16 protein-coding genes and 1 riboswitch are annotated in these 17696 nt (G+C 74.1%); of the genes, 12 read left to right on the top strand and 4 right to left on the bottom strand.

The window, feature by feature from the left end; all coding sequences use genetic code 11:
* Nucleotides 1-102 precede the first annotated feature (102 nt).
* Nucleotides 103-1146, top strand: a complete 1044-nt coding sequence (locus SOY78_RS02855; protein ID WP_324701761.1) for an agmatine deiminase family protein — start codon at nucleotides 103-105, stop codon at nucleotides 1144-1146.
* Here SOY78_RS02855 and SOY78_RS02850 read toward each other — a convergent pair.
* Nucleotides 1112-2398, bottom strand: a complete 1287-nt coding sequence (locus tag SOY78_RS02850; RefSeq protein WP_324701760.1) for an AI-2E family transporter — start codon at nucleotides 2396-2398, stop codon at nucleotides 1112-1114. The genes SOY78_RS02855 and SOY78_RS02850 overlap by 35 nt on opposite strands.
* Nucleotides 2399-2444: 46 nt before the next feature.
* A riboswitch (TPP riboswitch) is annotated at nucleotides 2445-2550 on the top strand.
* Nucleotides 2551-2616: 66 nt separating this feature from the next.
* Here SOY78_RS02850 and SOY78_RS02845 point away from each other — a divergent pair.
* The 7 genes from SOY78_RS02845 (at nucleotide 2617) to SOY78_RS02815 (ending at nucleotide 10269) form a co-directional block, all read left to right on the top strand.
* The gene (locus SOY78_RS02845) at nucleotides 2617-3681 is read left to right on the top strand and encodes a thiamine ABC transporter substrate-binding protein (protein ID WP_324701759.1); all 1065 of its coding nucleotides are present in this window, start codon (nucleotides 2617-2619) and stop codon (nucleotides 3679-3681) included.
* Nucleotides 3681-5411 (top strand): ABC transporter permease, encoded by a 1731-nt coding sequence (locus SOY78_RS02840; protein WP_324701758.1) that lies wholly within the window; start codon nucleotides 3681-3683, stop codon nucleotides 5409-5411. The genes SOY78_RS02845 and SOY78_RS02840 overlap by 1 nt, the downstream gene beginning before the upstream one ends.
* Nucleotides 5411-6112, top strand: coding sequence for an ABC transporter ATP-binding protein (locus SOY78_RS02835; protein WP_324701757.1), 702 nt, complete (start codon nucleotides 5411-5413; stop codon nucleotides 6110-6112). The genes SOY78_RS02840 and SOY78_RS02835 overlap by 1 nt, the downstream gene beginning before the upstream one ends.
* Complete coding sequence (locus tag SOY78_RS02830; protein WP_041102654.1) at nucleotides 6109-6615, top strand: TetR family transcriptional regulator; 507 nt, start codon at nucleotides 6109-6111, stop codon at nucleotides 6613-6615. Before SOY78_RS02835 ends, SOY78_RS02830 begins: the two co-directional genes overlap by 4 nt.
* Before the next feature lie 206 nt (nucleotides 6616-6821).
* Nucleotides 6822-8177 carry an RNase H family protein gene (locus SOY78_RS02825; RefSeq protein WP_324701756.1) on the top strand — a complete coding sequence of 452 codons (1356 nt, stop codon included), beginning with the start codon at nucleotides 6822-6824 and terminating at the stop codon, nucleotides 8175-8177.
* Between the two features lie 60 nt (nucleotides 8178-8237).
* Entirely contained in the window at nucleotides 8238-9680 is a 1443-nt protein-coding gene (locus tag SOY78_RS02820; RefSeq protein WP_324701755.1) for an alanine/glycine:cation symporter family protein, read from the top strand.
* A gap of 193 nt (nucleotides 9681-9873) precedes the next feature.
* A complete protein-coding gene (locus tag SOY78_RS02815; protein WP_036384909.1) occupies nucleotides 9874-10269 on the top strand; it encodes a hypothetical protein in 396 nt (131 codons plus the stop codon).
* Between the two features lie 137 nt (nucleotides 10270-10406).
* Here the strand turns inward: SOY78_RS02815 and SOY78_RS02810 are convergent, their stop codons facing one another.
* Complete coding sequence (locus SOY78_RS02810; protein ID WP_073116645.1) at nucleotides 10407-10661, bottom strand: DUF6480 family protein; 255 nt, start codon at nucleotides 10659-10661, stop codon at nucleotides 10407-10409.
* Nucleotides 10662-10928: 267 nt separating this feature from the next.
* On the opposite strand from SOY78_RS02810, the gene SOY78_RS02805 reads away from it, so the two are divergent.
* From SOY78_RS02805 to SOY78_RS02790, 4 genes are all read left to right on the top strand, one after another.
* Nucleotides 10929-12077, top strand: coding sequence for an acetyl-CoA C-acetyltransferase (locus SOY78_RS02805; RefSeq protein ID WP_095346985.1), 1149 nt, complete (start codon nucleotides 10929-10931; stop codon nucleotides 12075-12077).
* A gap of 20 nt (nucleotides 12078-12097) precedes the next feature.
* On the top strand, nucleotides 12098-13696 hold the full coding sequence (locus SOY78_RS02800) for a fatty acyl-CoA synthetase (RefSeq protein WP_317676559.1): 1599 nt from the start codon (nucleotides 12098-12100) through the stop codon (nucleotides 13694-13696).
* The gene (locus tag SOY78_RS02795; protein WP_141843326.1) at nucleotides 13693-14895 is read left to right on the top strand and encodes an acyl-CoA dehydrogenase family protein; all 1203 of its coding nucleotides are present in this window, start codon (nucleotides 13693-13695) and stop codon (nucleotides 14893-14895) included. The genes SOY78_RS02800 and SOY78_RS02795 overlap by 4 nt, the downstream gene beginning before the upstream one ends.
* A 61-nt stretch (nucleotides 14896-14956) precedes the next feature.
* Nucleotides 14957-15757 (top strand): enoyl-CoA hydratase/isomerase family protein, encoded by an 801-nt coding sequence (locus SOY78_RS02790; protein ID WP_141843324.1) that lies wholly within the window; start codon nucleotides 14957-14959, stop codon nucleotides 15755-15757.
* A 90-nt stretch (nucleotides 15758-15847) separates the two neighbouring features.
* Here the strand turns inward: SOY78_RS02790 and SOY78_RS02785 are convergent, their stop codons facing one another.
* Both SOY78_RS02785 and SOY78_RS02780 read right to left on the bottom strand, forming a co-directional pair.
* The gene (locus SOY78_RS02785) at nucleotides 15848-16057 is read right to left on the bottom strand and encodes a hypothetical protein (RefSeq protein ID WP_123244034.1); all 210 of its coding nucleotides are present in this window, start codon (nucleotides 16055-16057) and stop codon (nucleotides 15848-15850) included.
* Nucleotides 16058-16128: 71 nt separating this feature from the next.
* A complete protein-coding gene (locus SOY78_RS02780; protein ID WP_324701754.1) occupies nucleotides 16129-17694 on the bottom strand; it encodes a GmrSD restriction endonuclease domain-containing protein in 1566 nt (521 codons plus the stop codon).
* Nucleotides 17695-17696 lie beyond the last annotated feature (2 nt).

The following is a 17696-nucleotide window of genomic DNA, read 5'->3' as shown; positions in this document are numbered from 1 at the left end:
AGGTCAAACCGCCGCGGCTTCCTGTCAGACGCCTATGCTCGATGGACATCCCCTCGCCGCGCGCCCGCGCGTCGCCGCCGTCTTCCCAGGAGCCCGTCCGCCATGGCCGCCGTCGACCCCGCCCCCACCGACGCGCGGGAGCGCCGGGACCTCGTCGTGCCCGGACCCGAGGACCCGCCCGAGCGGGCCTGGCTCGTCCTGCCCCACCGCCACCCGGTGCCGACGCTGCTGGAGGAGACGCGGGACGCCGTCGTGGGCCTGGCCGAGACGCTCGCCGCCGTGCTGCCGGTCACCGTGCTCGCCCACCCGCGCGACGCCGGGGCGGCGCGGCTGGTGCCCCCGGAGGTGGACCTGTTGCGCGCGCCCGTGGGCTCGCCGCTGCTGGGCCGCACCGGGCCGAGCTTCGTCCGCCGCCCCGAGGGCCTGGCCGCCGTCGCCTGGCGCAGCGCCGCGGGACTGACCGGGACCGGGCCGCTCGACGGCGCGGCCGCGACGGCCGTGGCGGAGGCGGCGGGACTGCCGCTGCTCACGCCCCTGCTGTGCGCCCCGCGCGGGGCCTGGGTGAGCGACGGCGAGGGGACGGCCGTGGTGGCCGCGGACCCCGTGCTGGACGGGCGGATCAACGGCGCGTGGGCCCCCGGCCAGGTGGCCGCCGAGTTCGCCGCCCTGCTGGGGATCACCCGGGTGCTGTGGGTGCCGCCGGCACCGCGGCCGGGCACCGGGCCGTGGGGCGGGCCCGGCCACCTGGCCTCGTGGGTGCGGCTGGGGGGCGACGGCGAGGCCGCCGTGCATTGGCGCGGCGACCGGTTCCACCCCGAGCACCCCTACGCGGCGGCGGCGCTGCGCTTCCTGCAGGGCGCCGACGACGCCGCCGGCCGGCCCCTGCGCGTGCGCACGGTGACCGGGGCGGCGCAGCCCGCCGCGTACGACCCGGCCGAGCGGGGCCCCCGCTCCCTCCTGGACACGCTGCCGCTGGGCGCTGCGGTGCTGCGGCCGGCGTTCGAGGACGCCGCGGGCGAGGAGGCCGCGGCCGCCGCGTGTGCGGCACTGCACCCGGGGCTGCCCCAGCTGTCGTTCCCCGCCCCGCCGCTGCTGCGGCTGGCCGGCGCGCTCAACGACCTGGTGCTGCTCCAGCCTCGCCCGTGACCTCGTCCGCCGGGGCGCGGTCCTCGTCTCCACCGTCCGCCGGGGCGCGGTCCTCGTCTCCCCCGTGCGCGTCGGACCGCCAGGCCGCCGGGCGCAGCCGTTCCAGGAGCGAGGACTGACGGCGCTCCATGCCCTTCAGGTCCGAGGCGATGAGCGCGTTGATCCAGCGGGCGTTCGGGTCGGCGTCGATCAGCACGGCCTTGGCCAGCAGCGTGCAGGGCAGCGCGAGGATGGCGCCGAGCGGGCCGAGGACCCAGGCCCAGAAGAGCAGGGAGAGGAAGCTGACGGTGGGGATCACGCCGATCGCGTCGCCGGCCACCTTGGGCTGGATCACGGACTGCAGCACGAAGTTCAGCACCGAGTAGCTGACCACCACCCACAGGAAGTCGGACCAGCCGCCCGCCGCCAGGCCCAGGACGGCCGGCGGCAGCAGGCCGATGATGAAGCCGATGTTCGGGATGTAGTTGGTGAGGAAGCTGAGCACGCCCCACACGAGCGCGAGTGGGACGCCGATCAGCATGAGGGCGATCACGTCCAGCACCGCCACGATCAGGCCGAACACCGTGGTGACCACCCAGTAGCGGCGCACGCCCTGGGCGAACTCGACCAGGGCGTGGCCGAACTCGTGGCGGGCGGTGCTGAGCAGGCGGACGCGGCGTTCGACGTCCATCGAGTCCATCGCCAGGAAGAACATGCCCATGATCACGGTGACGAGCAGGCCGAAGACCGCGTAGACGTTCGTGGCGATCTTCGTGATGGCGCTGACGGCCGTCCCGGTCACGGTGCTCATGTCGATCGAGGCCAGCTGCTGGGACACCATGTCCGGGGTCACGCCGCGCTCGCTGAGCCAGTGCGAGACGTCCAGGACGATCTGCTGGAAGCGGTCCGTGTACTTCGGCAGCTCCGCCACCAGCTCGAGGCCGGACCACACCATCATGCCCCCGAACACGCCCATCACCGCGACGATCAGCAGGACGGTGGTGGTGGCGCCGAGCACGGGGTGCAGGCCCCGGCGGATGAGCCAGGCCTGCAGCGGGTAGACCACGATCACGAGGTTCAGCCCCAGGAAGACGGGCGCCGCGATGGAGGCGATCCCCTGGAAGAACTGCACCACCAGCACCAGACCCGCCAGCGTCAGGACGATCACCAGCATGCGCGGCCACATGCGGTGGGGGCGGCGGATGTCCCAGTCGGAGGCGGGACTGGACGAGGCGGACGGCGGGGACACCCCCGCGGGCTGTGCGGCGCTCACGCGGGCAGTCTATGCGCGGGCCGGACGGGGTAGGGTCGGGACCAGTCCACATCGACAGGGGAGCGCCCGCGCGGCGCTGAGAGTGCGGTCCGCCGCAGACCCTCGAACCTGCTCCGGTCCGCACCGGCGAAGGAAGTCGAGTCTCCCGGTCGACGTCGTCCCGGGATTCCGGTGGCGGCCTCGTCCCGGCCCCTCTGCCGTCCCAGAGGAGAACCGCCATGTCCCGCACCCCACACCGCGCCCTCGCCGCCCTCTCAGTGGCCGCCCTCGCCCTCACCGGCTGTTCGGTGTCCGGCTCGTCCGGCGACGGGGCGTCGTCGTCCGCCTCCGGCGCCGGCGGCGAGCCGACGACGGTGACGATCATGACGCACGACTCGTTCAACCTGCCCCAGGAGCTCGTCCAGAAGTTCGAGCAGGAGTCCGGCTACACCCTGAAGACCACGGCCCCCGGCGACGCCGGCAGCGTGGTGAACCAGCTCCTGCTGGCCAAGGACGAGCCCACCGTGGACGGCGTCTACGGCGTGGAGGACCACTCGGCGCACCGCCTCGTCCGCGAGGGCGTCGTCGCCGAATACACCCCGCAGGACCTGCCCGCCTCCGCACAGGACCGGATGGTGGAGGACCGCATGACCCCGGTGGACCAGGGCCAGGTGTGCTTCAACACGGATCCGGCATGGTTCGAGGCCCACGACGTCGAGGCCCCCACCTCGATCGACCAGCTCGACGACCCCGAGTACGCGAAGCTGACGGTCGTTACCTCCCCCGTGGCCTCCTCCCCCGGCCTGGCGCTGCTCGCGGCCACCACGGAGAAGTACGGCGACGACGGCTGGCAGGACTGGTGGCGGGGCCTGATGGAGCACGGCGGCAAGGTCGCCGACAGCTGGTCCGACGCCTACAACTCGGACTTCTCCGGCGGCGAGGGCGAGGGTCGGTTCCCGGTGGTGCTCTCCTACTCCTCCTCCCCCGCGTTCGCCCCCGAGACCGAGGTGATCGAGGACTCCTGTACCCCGCAGGTCGAGTACGCCGGCGTGCTCGAGGGCGCGAAGAACCCCGAGGGCGCGCAGGCGTTCGTGGACTTCATGCTCACCGAGGAGGTCCAGTCCGCCCTGCCCGAGTCGATGTACATGTACCCGATCGACGAGTCGGTGCAGCTGCCCGAGGAGTGGGCGCAGAACGCGCCGCTCGTCGAGGACGCCATCACCCCGGACCCCGCCCGCATCGACGAGCGCCGCGAGGACCTGCTGAAGGAGTGGACCGCCCTGGCCGAGGCCTCCCGGCGCTGATGTCCGCGCTCACCGAGGTCGCGGCCCCCGGCACGGACCTGCCGCGCCGGCGGGCCCGCGGCCGGGGGGACGGGCTCGGCCCGTGGTGGCTGGTGGCCGCCGTCCTGCCGGTCGCCTTCCTGCTCGTCTTCTTCGCGTGGCCCGTGGCGGCCATGCTCTGGCGCGGGATCGGCGGCGACGCCGACGCGTTCACCGGCGCCGTGGACCTCACCGCCTTCAGGGAGACCCTCGCCCGCGAGCGCACGTGGCGCATCCTCGGCCAGACGCTCGGGATGGCCGCCGCCGGCACGGTGGTCTCGGTGGCGCTCGGCCTGCCGACCGCGTTCGTGCTGCACCGGCGTCGCGTCCCGGGGCGGGCCGTGCTCCGCGCCCTCGTGCTCGTGCCGTTCGTGCTGCCCACGGTGGTGGTCGGCGTCGCGTTCCGCGCCCTGCTCGCCCCCGGCGGACCGCTGGGCTTCACCGGGCTGGACCAGACGACCACCGCCGTCGTGCTGGCCATGGTCTTCTTCAACGTGTCCGTGGTGGTGCGCCAGGTGGGCGCGCTGTGGAACGCGCTCGACCCGCGCCAGACCGAGGCCGCCCGCACCCTGGGCGCCTCGCCGTGGCGGGCGTTCCGCACCGTGACGCTGCCCCAGCTCGCCCCGGCGATCGCCGCGAGCGCGGCGCTGGTGTTCCTGTTCTGCGCGTCCGCGTTCGGCATCGTCCAGACGCTCGGCCGGCCCGGCTACGGCACGCTCGAGTCGGAGATCTGGGTGCAGACCTCCGTCTACCTGGACCTGCGGACCGCGGCGGTGTTCTCCGTGCTGCAGTTCGCGGTGGTGCTGGCCGCCGTCGTGGTCTCCGGCGTGACGGCGGCGCGCACCCAGCGGGCGCTGCGCCTGCGGGAGACGCCGCCGGCCCGGCTCACGCGCGCGGACGCGGTCCCGGTGGCCGTGATGCTCGCGGTGGTGGCGCTCGTGGTGGCGCCGATCCTGACGCTCGTGGTGCGCTCCTTCCACACCCGCCACGGCTGGGGGCTGGGCAACTACCGGCTGCTGTCCACGAGCGCGGGCAGCGGGTTCGTGGGCGGGTCGACGCCGGCCCAGGCGCTCGAACAGTCCCTGCGGGTGGCCGTGGACGCCACGCTCGTGACGCTCGTGGTGGCCGTGCCGCTGGCCCTGCTGCTGACCCGGTCCTTCCGCTCACGCGCCGCGCTGGCGGCCCAGCGGGCCCTCGACGGCGCCCTGCTCCTGCCGCTCGGGGTGTCCGCGGTGACCGTGGGCTTCGGCTTCGTCGTGTCCCTGCGGGCCGCGTTCCCGGAGCTGGCGGCCTCGGGCGTGCTCGTGCCGCTGGCCCAGGCGGTGGTGGCGCTGCCGCTCGCGGTGCGGGCGCTCGTGCCCGTGCTCGCGGCGGTGGACCCGCGGCTGCGGGAGGCCGCGCGCACCCTCGGGGCGGGCCCGTGGCGGGTGCTGGCCACGGTGGACGGCCCGTTCCTCGCGCGCGGCGTGGGTGTGGCCGCGGGCTTCGCGTTCGCGGTGTCCCTGGGCGAGTTCGGGGCCACGAGCTTCCTGGCGAGCCCGTCCGCGCCCACCCTGCCGGTGCTGATCGCCCGGCTGCTGGGCCGGCCGGGCGCGGACAACTACGGGATGGCGCTCGCGGCGGCCACGGTGCTGGCCGTGCTGAGCGCCGGGATCATGCTGGTGTGCGAGCGGCTGCGCCCCCGGGGCCCGGCCGGGGCGGGAGGTCTGTGATGACGCCGACGACGACGGGGGCCTCCCTCCGGCTCCGGGACGTGGCGATCCGCTATCCGGACGGCTCCACCCCCGTGCGGGGGACGGACCTGGACGTGGCCGCCGGGGAGATCGTGGCGCTCGTGGGCGCCTCCGGCTCGGGCAAGTCCACCATCCTGCGCGGGATCGCCGGGCTCGAGGACGTCGTGGCGGGCACGGTGGAGCTCGACGGGCGGGACGTGGCGGCGGTGCCGACGCACCGCCGGGGCGTGGGGATGGTGTTCCAGGACGGGCAGCTGTTCCCGCACCGGACCGTGGGCCGGAACGTGGCGTACGGCCTCGAGTCCGCCGGCTGGGACCGGGCCCGGCGGCGGGCGCGCGTGGCCGAGCTGCTGGACCTGGTGGGCCTGACCGAGCTCACGGACCGGCCCGTGCAGCGACTCTCCGGTGGGCAGGCCCAGCGCGTGGCGCTCGCCCGGTCGCTGGCCCCGGCCCCGCGGGTGCTCCTGCTGGACGAGCCGCTGTCCGCGCTCGACGCGGACCTGCGCCGGCGCCTGGCCGAGGACATCCGGGCGGTGCTGCGGGCGGCGGGGACGACCGGCGTCGTCGTCACCCACAACCTCGCGGAGGCCGCCGTGATGGCCGACCGCACCGTGCGCCTCGGCGCGGGGGGACGCATCGCGGCGGAGGAGGCCGGCCCGGCGGTAGCCTCTCAGGCATGACCCCGCCCGCACCCCGCCCCCGGCTGACCGCCCAGGACGTGGTGGACGCCGCCGTCGGGATCCTGCAGGACTTCGGCATGGGCGACCTGTCCATGCGGCGCGTGGCCGCGGTGCTGGGCGTGCAGGCCTCCGCGCTGTACTGGCACGTGCCGGACAAGCAGTCGCTGCTGGCGCGGGTGGCGGACCGGATCGTCGCCGAGGCGGAGGAGACCGTGCGCGCCCGCCGCATCACGGACCTGGCGGGCCGCGCCGAGGCCGCGGAGGCCGCCCTGCTGCGGCACCGGGACGGGGCGGACCTGGTGCTCTCCGCCCTCGCGCTCGGGCTGGGCGGCCTCGGCCTGCACCGTCTGCTCACCGAGGCGGCAGACACCCCGGAGGACGGGGAGCGGGCCCTGGCACTGCTGCTGGGCACCGTGTCCCTGCGGCAGCAGCGCGCGCAGGCGCAGGCGCTCGGCGTGCCGACCGGCCCGGACGTGCAGCGGCACCGCACGGACCCGCTCTGAGCCCCCGTCCGGCGCCGCCGCGCGGGAGGCCGAGGAGAGGAGACCTGCCTCCTCACAGGTCCGCTCGGTAAGGTCGGGCGGACAGGTCGGGACGGGTCGTCCCCTTCATCCACGGCGATCCCGCCCGACCGCCGCAGGACCAGCATGGCCCGCCGGACCCGGCTCACAGTGTCGGCGCGGTCTCCTTCGACACAGCCGGCGAAGCCATGGGAGCACGGATCAACCACCCGCGGACGGTCGTGGACCGGACGCTGCATCACGACGTCGAGCCCGCACACCCCGCGGCGCTCGTCGACGTGGGCTGGGACTTCCGTGGCCCGGGCGCCAAGGCGGAGGAGCAGCACCGCCCGCTGCGCGTGGTCCGTGCCCGCCGGCCTCGGGGCACCCCGCGGGACCGGAACGGCGTCGACCTCACGCGCACCGGCCCCGTCGTCCCCCGTCCCTCCCCGCCGCGCACCCGGATCCGCCGGGACGGCGTCCGCGTGGTGGCCAGCCCGCTGGCCATGCTGCCCGGCGTGGACCACGGCCCCGCCCTCCGCCTGGACCTGCACCCGACGACGGGGGGCATCGTCTACGTGGCCCGCGAGCTCGAGCTGCGCGAGCTCGGCGACGACGTCCGCGGCCACGTCTACACCGGGATGGTCGGCACGGCGCATCTGAGCGCCTTCTGGTCCACCGTCACGGTCGAGCTGCCGCCGGAGCGGCCGGTGATCGTGCGGCTGCGCTCGGACCGGGACGCCGAGCTGCTCGCCCTGCTCGAGGTCCTTGCCCCCGTGGACACGCGCGTGGTCTCCTACCGGCTCGACGAGTCCCCCGTGGGCACGCAGCGCTCCAGCTACCTGCTGCCGGACGTGGACCCGGAGACGGTCGCCCAGACGGGCGCGGCCCGGATCCCGCTCGAGGCCATCGAGGCCGCCCAGGAGGAGGAGGACGCGCTGCGCCGCTCCTCCGGCGTCTTCCTCTCCCGCCGCCGCACGGACCGCTTCCTGCGCCGCAACCTGCCCGGGGTGACCCACAGCCTCACGTTCGCGGACGAGGCGGACGTGACGGACGTGTACGTGGACGGCTCCGTGCTGCGCGGTTCCCGCATCGGCGGGGCGGCCGCCGTCGCCGGGCCGAGCATGTGGGCCGTGCAGGCCGTGGCCGGGGCCACGATGCCGCTCGAGGTGGAACTGGAGGCGCTCGTGCTGGGGCACGTGATCTGCGCGTGGGCGGGCACCCCCGGCGGCCGGGTCACCATCCACTCGGACTCGCGCGCCGCGCTGGCCCTGCTCAACGCCGCCCGCCGTGAGCGGCTCACCCTCGGTGGCGCCCGGGGCGAGCGCGTCCGCCGCACCCTGCGGCGCCTGCTGGCCGCCGTCGACCTGGCGCAGGCTGCGGACGTCCAGGTGGACACCACGTGGGTCAAGGGCCACGTGGGCGTGCACGGCAACGAACTGGCCGACAACCTCGCCCGGGCCGCCGCCCGCCACGCCAGCGTCGGCACCCCCGAGGGGGACCTGCCCGAGCGGATGGGGCAGCTGATCCGGCTCCGCGTCGAGGACGACGCCGCCGCCGGCTGACCCCGGCCCCGATTCCGCGTCCTCCGCCCCAGCCTCTAGGGTGGGGCTGTGGAAGCGACAGTGGAACAGATCACAGCGGCCGTCACGGCCTTCAACGACAAGTACTGGTACGTCGTGATGGCGCTGCTCTTCGTGGCCGGGGTGTGGTTCACCATCCGGACCGTGGGCGTGCAGGTGCGCATGCTCCCGGAGATGCTGCGGTCGGTGACGGCCAAGTCCCAGACCGGGTTCGAGAACGACGGCGTGAGCCCGTTCCGCGCCTTCACCATCTCGGCGGCCTCGCGCGTGGGCACCGGCAACGTGGCCGGCGTGGCGATCGCGATCGTGATCGGCGGCCCGGGCGCCGTGTTCTGGATGTGGCTGCTGGCGATCATCGGCGGCGCCACCGCGTTCGTCGAGTCCACGCTGGCCCAGCTGTACAAGCAGAAGGGCGCGGACGGCTACTTCGGCGGGCCCGCGTACTACATCCGCGACGGTCTGGGCGCGAAGTGGCTGGCGGCCGTGTTCGCCGTCGCCATCACCGTGACCTACGGCTTCGTGTTCAACGCCGTGCAGTCCAACTCGATCTCCGAGTCCGTGCAGGCCAACTGGGGCGCGTCCTCCACCACCGCGTGGATCGTGGGCCTGGGCCTGGCCGCCCTCACCGGCCTCGTGATCTTCGGCGGCGTGCGCCGGCTCTCGGCCGTGACCAACGTGGTGGTCCCCGTGATGGCCACGTTCTACATCTTCCTGGCCCTGATCGTGATGGTCGTCAACATCACCGAGGTCCCGGGCATGATCGCGCTGATCGTGGGCCACGCCTTCGGCCTGCGCGAGGCCGCGGGCGCCGCCGTCGGCATGACGATGGTGATGCAGGGCGTGCGCCGCGGCATGTTCTCCAACGAGGCCGGCATGGGCTCCGCCCCGAACGCCGCCGCCACCGCGGCCGTCTCCCACCCGGCCAAGCAGGGCTTCGTGCAGTCCCTGGGCGTCTACTTCGACACCCTGATCGTGTGCTCGGCCACCGCGTTCGTCATCCTGCTCTCCAACCCGGCCTACGGACGCGGGGAGGCGCTCGGCATGCAGGTGACCCAGGGTGCGCTCCAGCAGGCCGTGGGCGCGTGGGCCGGCCCGGCGCTGACCGTCATCATCTTCTTCCTGGCCTGGTCCTCCGTGCTGGGCAACACCTACTACGGCGAGGCCAACATCCGGTACCTGGCCGGCCGCCACGCGGGCCCGGCCATCACCGTGTTCCGCGTGCTCGTGCTGGTGTGCGTGGTCGGCGGCGCGCTCGGCTCCGTGGCGCTGGTGTGGAACCTCGCGGACACGTTCGCGGCCCTCATGGCGACCATCAACCTCGTGGCGATCATCCCGCTGGGCGGGCTGGCCGTGAAGCTGCTCCGGGACTACGAGCGCAAGCTCAAGGCGGGCATGGATCCGGGCTTCCACCTCTCCGACCTGCCCGAGGCGCGGAACGTGGCCCTCTGGCGGGACGAGCCGAAGACCTCCCCGCTCAAGGACTGAAGCCCCCTCCGGCCCGCGCGTTTCGAGGCGGGATATCGACCCCATCCGGCTGCCGCGGGCGGCCGTGGGGTGGATATCCCGCCTCGATGCGTGAGGAGGCCCGGTCTGGACACCGTGCGGGGGTCGGCGCCTAGGTTGAGGCGCACCCGACCGGCCACGCCCGAGCGGCCGGCACGACGTCCGAGGAGGACACATGGGCATCCTCTCCAGCATCACCCGCACTCTCGGCGGCGGCGGCCGCCGCTCCAGCCGGCCCACCATCGGTGCGCACGTCGGCCGGTCCCCCGGCTTCGGCCGGCAGGGCCGCGCTCAGGGACGCCGGTCCAGCGGCCTGGGCGGTGCCCTCCTGGGCACGCTCGGCGGTCTGGCGCTGCGTGAGCTCTCGCGCCGCGGCGCCGGGGGCACGACGCGCGGGCGCAGCTCCGGTGCGTACCGCGGCGGCTTCGGGCCCTCGGCCCGGTCCACGGGCGGCCTCGGCACCGGCCTGCTGGGCGGGCTGCTCGGCGGGGCCCTCGCCTCCCGCGGCCGGGGCGGCGCCGTCGGCCGACGCGCGGCGGGCGGCCGCCGGACCGTGGGCGGCGGCTTCTGACCGCTGCGCGGGCGCGGAGTCGCCGCTGAACGGCATCACCGCGGAGCGGACACGGCACGGGACGGGCACCGACGGATCGGCGCCCGCCCCGCGGTCGTGGTGGGCCGGTGGCGTGCCCCAGGCGTCTGCGCCGCGGCTCAGCCGAGGCCGGCGACGCGGCCCAGGATGAACAGCAGGACCCCGATGACCACGAGGGCGATGATCAGCCCGAGCACGATCTTGCCGGCCGAGCGCTCGCCGGTCTGCTCCACGTCCATGCCCGGGTTGTTCGGGCCGACGCCCGCGCCCTCGGCTGGGGGCGTGTCGCCGTCGAACGCGACGCCGGAGGTCTCGTCCGTCGCCTCGCGTGCGCGCCGGGCGTCCTGGGGGTCGGGGGTGTGCGGGGTGGCCATGGCCGGCTCCTCTCGTCTCGGCGGCACGGGTGCGCGCCGCTGGCCCTCACGGTAGGCCCGGGGCAGGGGGTCCTGACCAGGGCGAGGCGACGCCCGCCCCCAGCGCTTTCGTGGCCGAAACGGCGCGCCCCGAGCCGCTTTCGTGGCCGAAACGGCGCCCTCCGCGACGTCCACGCCGCCCCGACGGATCCCGTCACACTCTTGATCGTTGGACGTCCAAGCAATAGCGTGATCGGCGTCACGTCCCCGCCGTCCGGAGGAGTCCCCATGCCCGAGGCCTACATCATCGACGCCGTCCGCACCCCCGTGGGTCGCCGAGGGAAGGGGCTCGCCGGCGTGCATCCCCTCGATCTGGCGGCCGCGCCGCTGCGCGAGCTCGTCGCCCGCCAGGACATCGACTCGGCCGAATACGACGAGGTCATCCTCGGCTGCATCGACCAGCTCGGCCCACAGGCCATGGACGTGGCGCGCAACGCCTGGCTCGCGGCCGGGCTCTCCGAGGACGTCCCCGGCACCACGGTCGAACGCCAGTGCGGCTCCGGCCAGCAGGCGGTCCACTACGCCGCACAGGCCGTCATGAGCGGGACGGCGGACCTCGTCGTCGCCGGTGGCGTCCAGTCCATGTCCGCGATCCCGCTCTCCCGGTCCAACAGCGCGGCCGCCGACTTCGGCTTCCCCGACCCGTTCACCGGCTCCGAGTCCTGGGCCGCCCGCTACGGGGACGAGGAGATCTCCCAATTCCGCGGGGCCGAGATGATGGCCCGGCACTGGAACCTGGACCGTGACGCCCTGGAGGAGTTCGCGGTGCGCTCCCACGAGCGCGCGCTCGCCGCCCAGGCCGACGGTCGCTTCGACCGCGAGATCCTGCCCCTCGCCGGCCTCACCGCGGACGAGGGCCCCCGCACCCCGGACGCCGCGAAGATCGCCTCGCTCGACCCGATCGTCCCCGGCGGGCTGCACACCGCGGCCACCGCGTCCCAGATGTCCGACGGCGCGGCCGCCCTCCTGCTCGCCTCCGAGGAGGCCGTGCGCCGCCACGGCCTCACCCCGCGAGCCCGCATCCACCACCTCTCCGCCCGCGGCGCCGACCCCGTCATGATGCTCTCCGCCCCGATCCCGGCGACGGCGTACGCGCTCGACCGCATGGGCCTGACCATCGACGACATGGACCTCGTGGAGATCAACGAGGCGTTCGCCGCCGTCGTGCTGGCCTGGCTGACCGAGACCGGCGCGGACCCGGCGAAGGTCAACGTCAACGGCGGGGCGATCGCCCTGGGCCACCCCATCGGCGCCACCGGCGCCCGCCTGATGACCTCGCTGCTGCACGAGCTCGAGCGCAGCGGCGGCCGCTATGGCCTGCAGACCATGTGCGAGGGCGGCGGCCAGGCCAACGTCACCGTGATCGAGCGTCTCTGACCCATCCCCCGGAGGTTTCCATGCCAGGCCAGATCACCCACCCCACCGCCGCCACCCACCTCTCCCCCGCCCCGGAGGACACGATCGGCCGCGTGTTCGCGCGCGCGGTCGCCCGCTCCCCGCAGGCCGTCGCCCTGCGCTTCGAGGACCGGGACTGGACCTACGCCCAGCTCCGGGACGGAGCGCACCGCGTGGCCCGCCGCCTCCAGGACACCGGCCTGCCGGCCGGCACCCGGGTGGCCGCCTACGCCACCAACTCGGACGCCTACGCGCTGCTCTTCCTGGCCTGCGTCACGGCCGGCTATGTGCACGTGCCCGTGAACTTCGCGCTCAAGGGCGGCGAGCTCGCCCACGCCCTCGAGGACTCCGGCGCGGAGCTGCTCGTGGCCGACGCCGGCATGCTCGAGCGCGTCGACCAGGTCCGGGCCGAGGGCCGCGCGTCGGCTCTGCGGCACGTGTGGACCATGCTCCCCGCCGGCCACGCCGAGCCCTCCGTGCTTCAGACCGCCCGGGACGAGACGCTGGACGCCGCCGCCCCGGAGGCGGAGGTGTCGGCCACCGATCTGGCCCAGCTGCTCTACACCTCCGGCACCACCTCCACCCCCAAGGGCGCCATGATGTCTCACCGGGCGCTCGTGGCGGAGTACCTCTCCTCGATCATCGCGCTGGACTTCACGGCCGAGGACCGCCCCCTCGTGGCCATGCCGCTGTACCACTCGGCCGCGATGCACGTGTTCCTGCTCCCCTACCTGAGCCTCGGCGCCACGGTGCGCCTGCTGCCCGCCCCGGACATCCCCCGGATGCTCGAGCTCGTGGAGACCGAGCACATCGGCTCCCTGTTCCTGGCTCCTACAGTCTGGGTGCCGCTGGCGAACCACCCGGACCTGGCCACGCGCGACCTCTCCTCGCTGCGCAAGGCCCAGTACGGGGCCTCGATCATGCCGGTGACCGTGCTGCAGCGCCTACGCCAGAGCCAGCCGGGCATCGGCTTCTACAACTGCTTCGGCCAGTCCGAGCTGGGCCCGCTGTGCACCGTGCTGCGCCCCGAGGAGCACGACGCGCGGCCGGCCTCGTGCGGCCGTCCCGTGTTCCACGTGGAGGCGCGGGTGATGACGGCCGACGGCGCCCCCGCCGCGCCCGGCGAGCCCGGCGAGATCCAGTACCGCTCGCCGCAGCTGCTCTCCGGCTACTGGAACCGCCCAGATGCCATCGCGGACGCGTTCACCGACGACGGCTGGTTCCGCTCCGGCGACCAGGTCACCCAGGACGCGGCCGGCTACATCCAGGTGGTGGACCGCATCAAGGACGTCATCAACACGGGCGGCGTCCTGGTCGCCCCGCGGGAGGTCGAGGACGCGATCTACGAGCTGGACGAGGTGGCCGAGGTCGCCGTCATCGGCCTGCCGGACGATCGCTGGATCGAGGCGGTGACCGCCGTCGTCGTGCTCAAGGAGGGCGCCGAGCTGACCGCGGAGACCGTGCGCACCCACGTGAAGGAGCGCCTGGCAGGCTTCAAGGTGCCCAAGCGCGTGGACTTCGTGGCGGAGCTGCCGCGGAACCAGTCGGGCAAGCTGCTCAAGCGCGCGCTGCGCGCCGAGCGGACGCAGGAGGCCCGGTGACGCGCACGCAGAAGCCGACCTACGACGTCGTCACGCCCCTGGACGTCGACTACCTGGACGCGTTCGGGGAGGCGACGGACGAGGACCGCGCGCACTGGGACCACGCCCGTGCCTACGGCCGGGAGGTGCTCGAGCGGATCGACGGGCACTGGGACCGGGCGGAGTACCCGTTGGACCTGGTGGCGCGGGCGGGCGAGCTGGACCTGCTCACCGATGGGCTGGAGGTGCCGGGGCATGCGGTGATGTCCCCGTTGGCGGCGGGCCTGGTGGCGATGGAGATCTCCCGGGCGGACGGGTCGATGGCGGCCGCGGCGGCGGTGCAGGGCGGGCTCGTGCTGCGCGCCCTGGTGCATTGCGCGAGCCCGGAGCAGAAGGAGCGGTACCTCGAGCCGGTGGCGCGCGGCACGCTGCCGGGCGGGTTCGCGCTCACGGAGCCGCTGCACGGTTCGGACTCGGTGTCCCTCGAGACGTCCGCGCGGCCCGACGGCGCCGGCGGCTGGGTGCTGAACGGCGCCAAGAAGTGGATCGGCAACGGGGCCGCCGGGGGCATCACGATCGTGTGGGCGCGCGACACCGAGGACGGCCAGGTCAAGGGGTTCGTGGTGGAGCAGTCCACGCCCGGCTACGAGGCCGAGGTGATCACGGGCAAGGGCGCGCTGCGGGCGATCCACCAGGCCGAGATCTCGCTGACCGACGTGCGGGTCGGCGACGACGCGCGGCTGCCGGGCGTGGCGAGGTTCAAGGACGCCGCGCGCGTGCTGGTGGCCACCCGCGTGAACGTGGGCTGGTCCGCGCTGGGCCACGCGACCGCCATGTTCGAGGCCGCGCTGGCGTACGCCCGGCAGCGCGAGCAGTTCGGCAAGCCGCTGGGAGCGCACCAGATGGTGCAGGAACGGCTCGCGCAGATGCTGGACGAGGTGACCGCGATGCAGACCCGCTGCGTGGCCGTGGCCCGTCTGCAGGCGGCCGGGCGGCTGCGCGACGAGCAGGCCTCCCTGCTGAAGTACGCCTGCACCCGGGGCGCTCGGCGGGTGGCGCAGATCGCCCGGGACATGCTCGGCGGCAACGGCATCCTCCTCGAGCACCGGGTGATGCGGCACTTCGCCGACGTCGAGGCCCTGCACACCTACGAGGGCACCGAGTCCGTGCAGGCGCTGATCCTCGGCCGGGACCTGACCGGGATGAGCGCGTTCGCGTGAGCCCCGGCCGGCCGCTCTCGTGCCCGGCACCCGCCCCCACCTTCCGACCCCAGGAGCTGACATGACCACCGCACCCACCCCTTCTTCCTCCGACGACGCCCCCGCCGTCCTCGTCGAGACGCGGCCCGGCGTCGTGCGGCTGACGCTGAACCGGCCCGCGAAGGGCAACGCGCTCGGACTGACGATGGCGCGCGAGGTGCTCGCGGCGATCGCCGCGGCCGAGACGGACGAGTCCGTGCACGTGCTCACGCTGACCGGCGCCGGGCGGATCTTCTGCGGCGGCGGGGACGTCCAGGCGATGGCCGCCGCGCCCGCCGGGCCGGAGCGGCGCGCGATGATCCAGGAACTCGGCGAGGCGGCGGGCGAGGTCGCGGTGGCGCTGACGGGCTCTCGCCTGCTGGTGCTGGGCGGCGTCAACGGGACGGCCGCCGGGGCGGGGCTCGGGCTCATGCTGGGCGCCGACGTCGTGCTGGTGCGCGAGGATGCGCAGCTGGTGACGGCGTTCTCCGCGCTCGGGATGACGCCGGACACGGGCGTGTCCTATTGGCTGCCGCGGGTGCTCGGGCCGGTGCGCGCGACGCAGCTGCTGCTCGGCGGTCGGCGCCTGACCGGGACCGAGGCCGTGGAGTGGGGCCTGGCGACCGAGGCGGTGGCCGGCGACGCATTCGCGGCACGTCTGGCGGAGCTCGAGGACGAGCTGGTGGCCGGTCCGGCGCACACCTACGGGCCGACGAAGGCGCTGGCGCGCGGGGCCGACGTCGAGGCGCTGCGCGCGCACGTGCGGCAGGAGGCGGCGTCGATCGCGGCGGCGTCCGAACACCCGGAGGCCGTGCGGCGGGTGGAGGCGTTCGCGGGCCGGTGAGGGGCGGGCCGCGGCCCGGGCCGTCAGTGGCCAGGCCGGCGGCGCGCCTCCACCGGGCCGACCCCGGTCAGGCGCGCGAGGGCGTGGAGGTCACTTGAACATCTTCAGGACGTCACCCAGGCCGACCGTGGTGCGCCGGTAGACGGCGTTGTAGGCGGCGCGCTTCGGATCGCGCAGCCAGCCCATCCCCTTGCGGCCGTAGCCGGGGATGACCTTGCGCCTGATCGCACGCTTGGCGCGGCCCGTGGTGCGGGCCTTGATGGACTTCTTCAGGCTGGGCTTGCGGAGACCGATCTTCATGGGGCGAGCGTACTGGGTGGGGTGGACGGGGTGGCTGTGCGGCTCGTCAGGACCTGCCCCTGGCAGGGCTGTCAGGCACTTCTGTCGTCCTCCTGGACGGTGTGCAGGAACCACCCCAGCGCATCGAGGAACGCCTCCTGCGCTGCGGCCGGCCGAAGGGTCTGCGGCGTGATGCTCGGGCGCCGGCGGAGAGACTCAGGGCCGAATTCCAGCCCGGGGATGAGATTCAGACGTCCCCGGAATTCGTCGAGAAGCGCCTCGTCCGTGAAGGGAGGCCACTTCGCCAGGTGATAGAAGACGACCTCGACGCCGTACGTCGGGTACATGATCACCGGCCAGATGGCGCGTGCTGACGTGCGCGGGACGACCAGGAAACAACCGCCGGCGGCATTGTCCGCGAATTCCGCCCGGCCACCGCGCTCGACCCAGCCTCGTTGGACCTCGATCATTGCGCGGGCCGATTCGGGATCGTTGTGGTCGTGAAGTCGGTCGACCCAGCGGTCCCGCAGCGCAGGGTCGTTGCCCGGGGCCGCGAGCGACCGGGGATCCGTCAGGTCGATGTCGACGTCGATGAGCTCGGCGAGCTGCTCCGCCAGCAGCCGCTGGCCGCCGTCGGCACGTCCGTCCTCGGAGAAGCGCACGCCTTCGGCCGCGAGGACGTCGTGCGGATCGTCCGTGCGGTGGGCGTCGGGCCACCGGAAGGACGGAGAGACGGTGCCTCCTGCTTGCAGCACACGATGAGCGTGCGGCAGGGCAGTCCGTGCGAGGTAGGTCCCCACGGGGACCGGATGGCTTCCGATCAGCCGTGCCAGTTCGCCGTAGGAGGTCCAGGACCCGGCGGGAATGGCCGCGACGGCATCCGACAGCGTCTGCCAGGCCGTGTGAGCGACCCCGGAGGCGGCCTCTGCTGAGGGTCCCGGCCAGATACCGACGATCCGGTCCGCCAGCCGCTCGGCGCGAGCACGGATCTGCGCGGGACCCCACACCGGCTCAGCGGAGATCTCCTGGTTCATGCGGATGCCGCTTTTGGCCAGCTCCGCACGCTTGACCGCGAAGGGCCCATTGCTCAGCTCGCTGTTGTACCCGGTGAGGGTGAGGTTGCCCAAGGTGTGCAGGAGCTCGGTGTGCACCTCTCGAAGGTCCTGGTGCGCCTCAAGCTGGTCGGCCAGAGCGCGCTCCCACTCCTCCGTGAGCGTCTGCGGCATGACGTGCTCGATGGTCGCACTGTCGAGGTCCACCGGCTCCTTGCTGCCGTAGGACTCCTCGATCCACCGGAGAATCAGCTTTCGGTGGGCCGCTCGGCCCGTCGTGTAGAAGGGTGCCGTCATCACGGCCTGGCGGACCTGGTCGTCGGAGGCGAAGTGCTTCCGCCCGCTGGAGAGGAACCGGTGCAGGGCATCCGCCGGGTCGTCCTGACCCTGGATGTCGGCCGTGGCCGCGAGCAAGGTGGTGTTGAGACCGTCGGAATAGCGGCCGAAGACGAGGCGTCGGACCAGGTACGACTCGAGGTAGAGGAGCGCACGGGCCAGTTCGTCCGAGTCGATGTCCCCCAAGGACCGGCGCTCCATCAGGTGCAGTGTGATCGGGAACGTCGTCGTCGTGCGCCAGGCGCGCAGGCGTGCCAAGCGGAAGCGCACTG

The sequence above is a fragment of the Micrococcus sp. HOU01 genome (assembly GCF_035609305.1).
GTDB lineage: Bacteria > Actinomycetota > Actinomycetes > Actinomycetales > Micrococcaceae > Micrococcus > Micrococcus luteus.
This window is presented reverse-complemented; position numbering and strand designations above follow the sequence as displayed.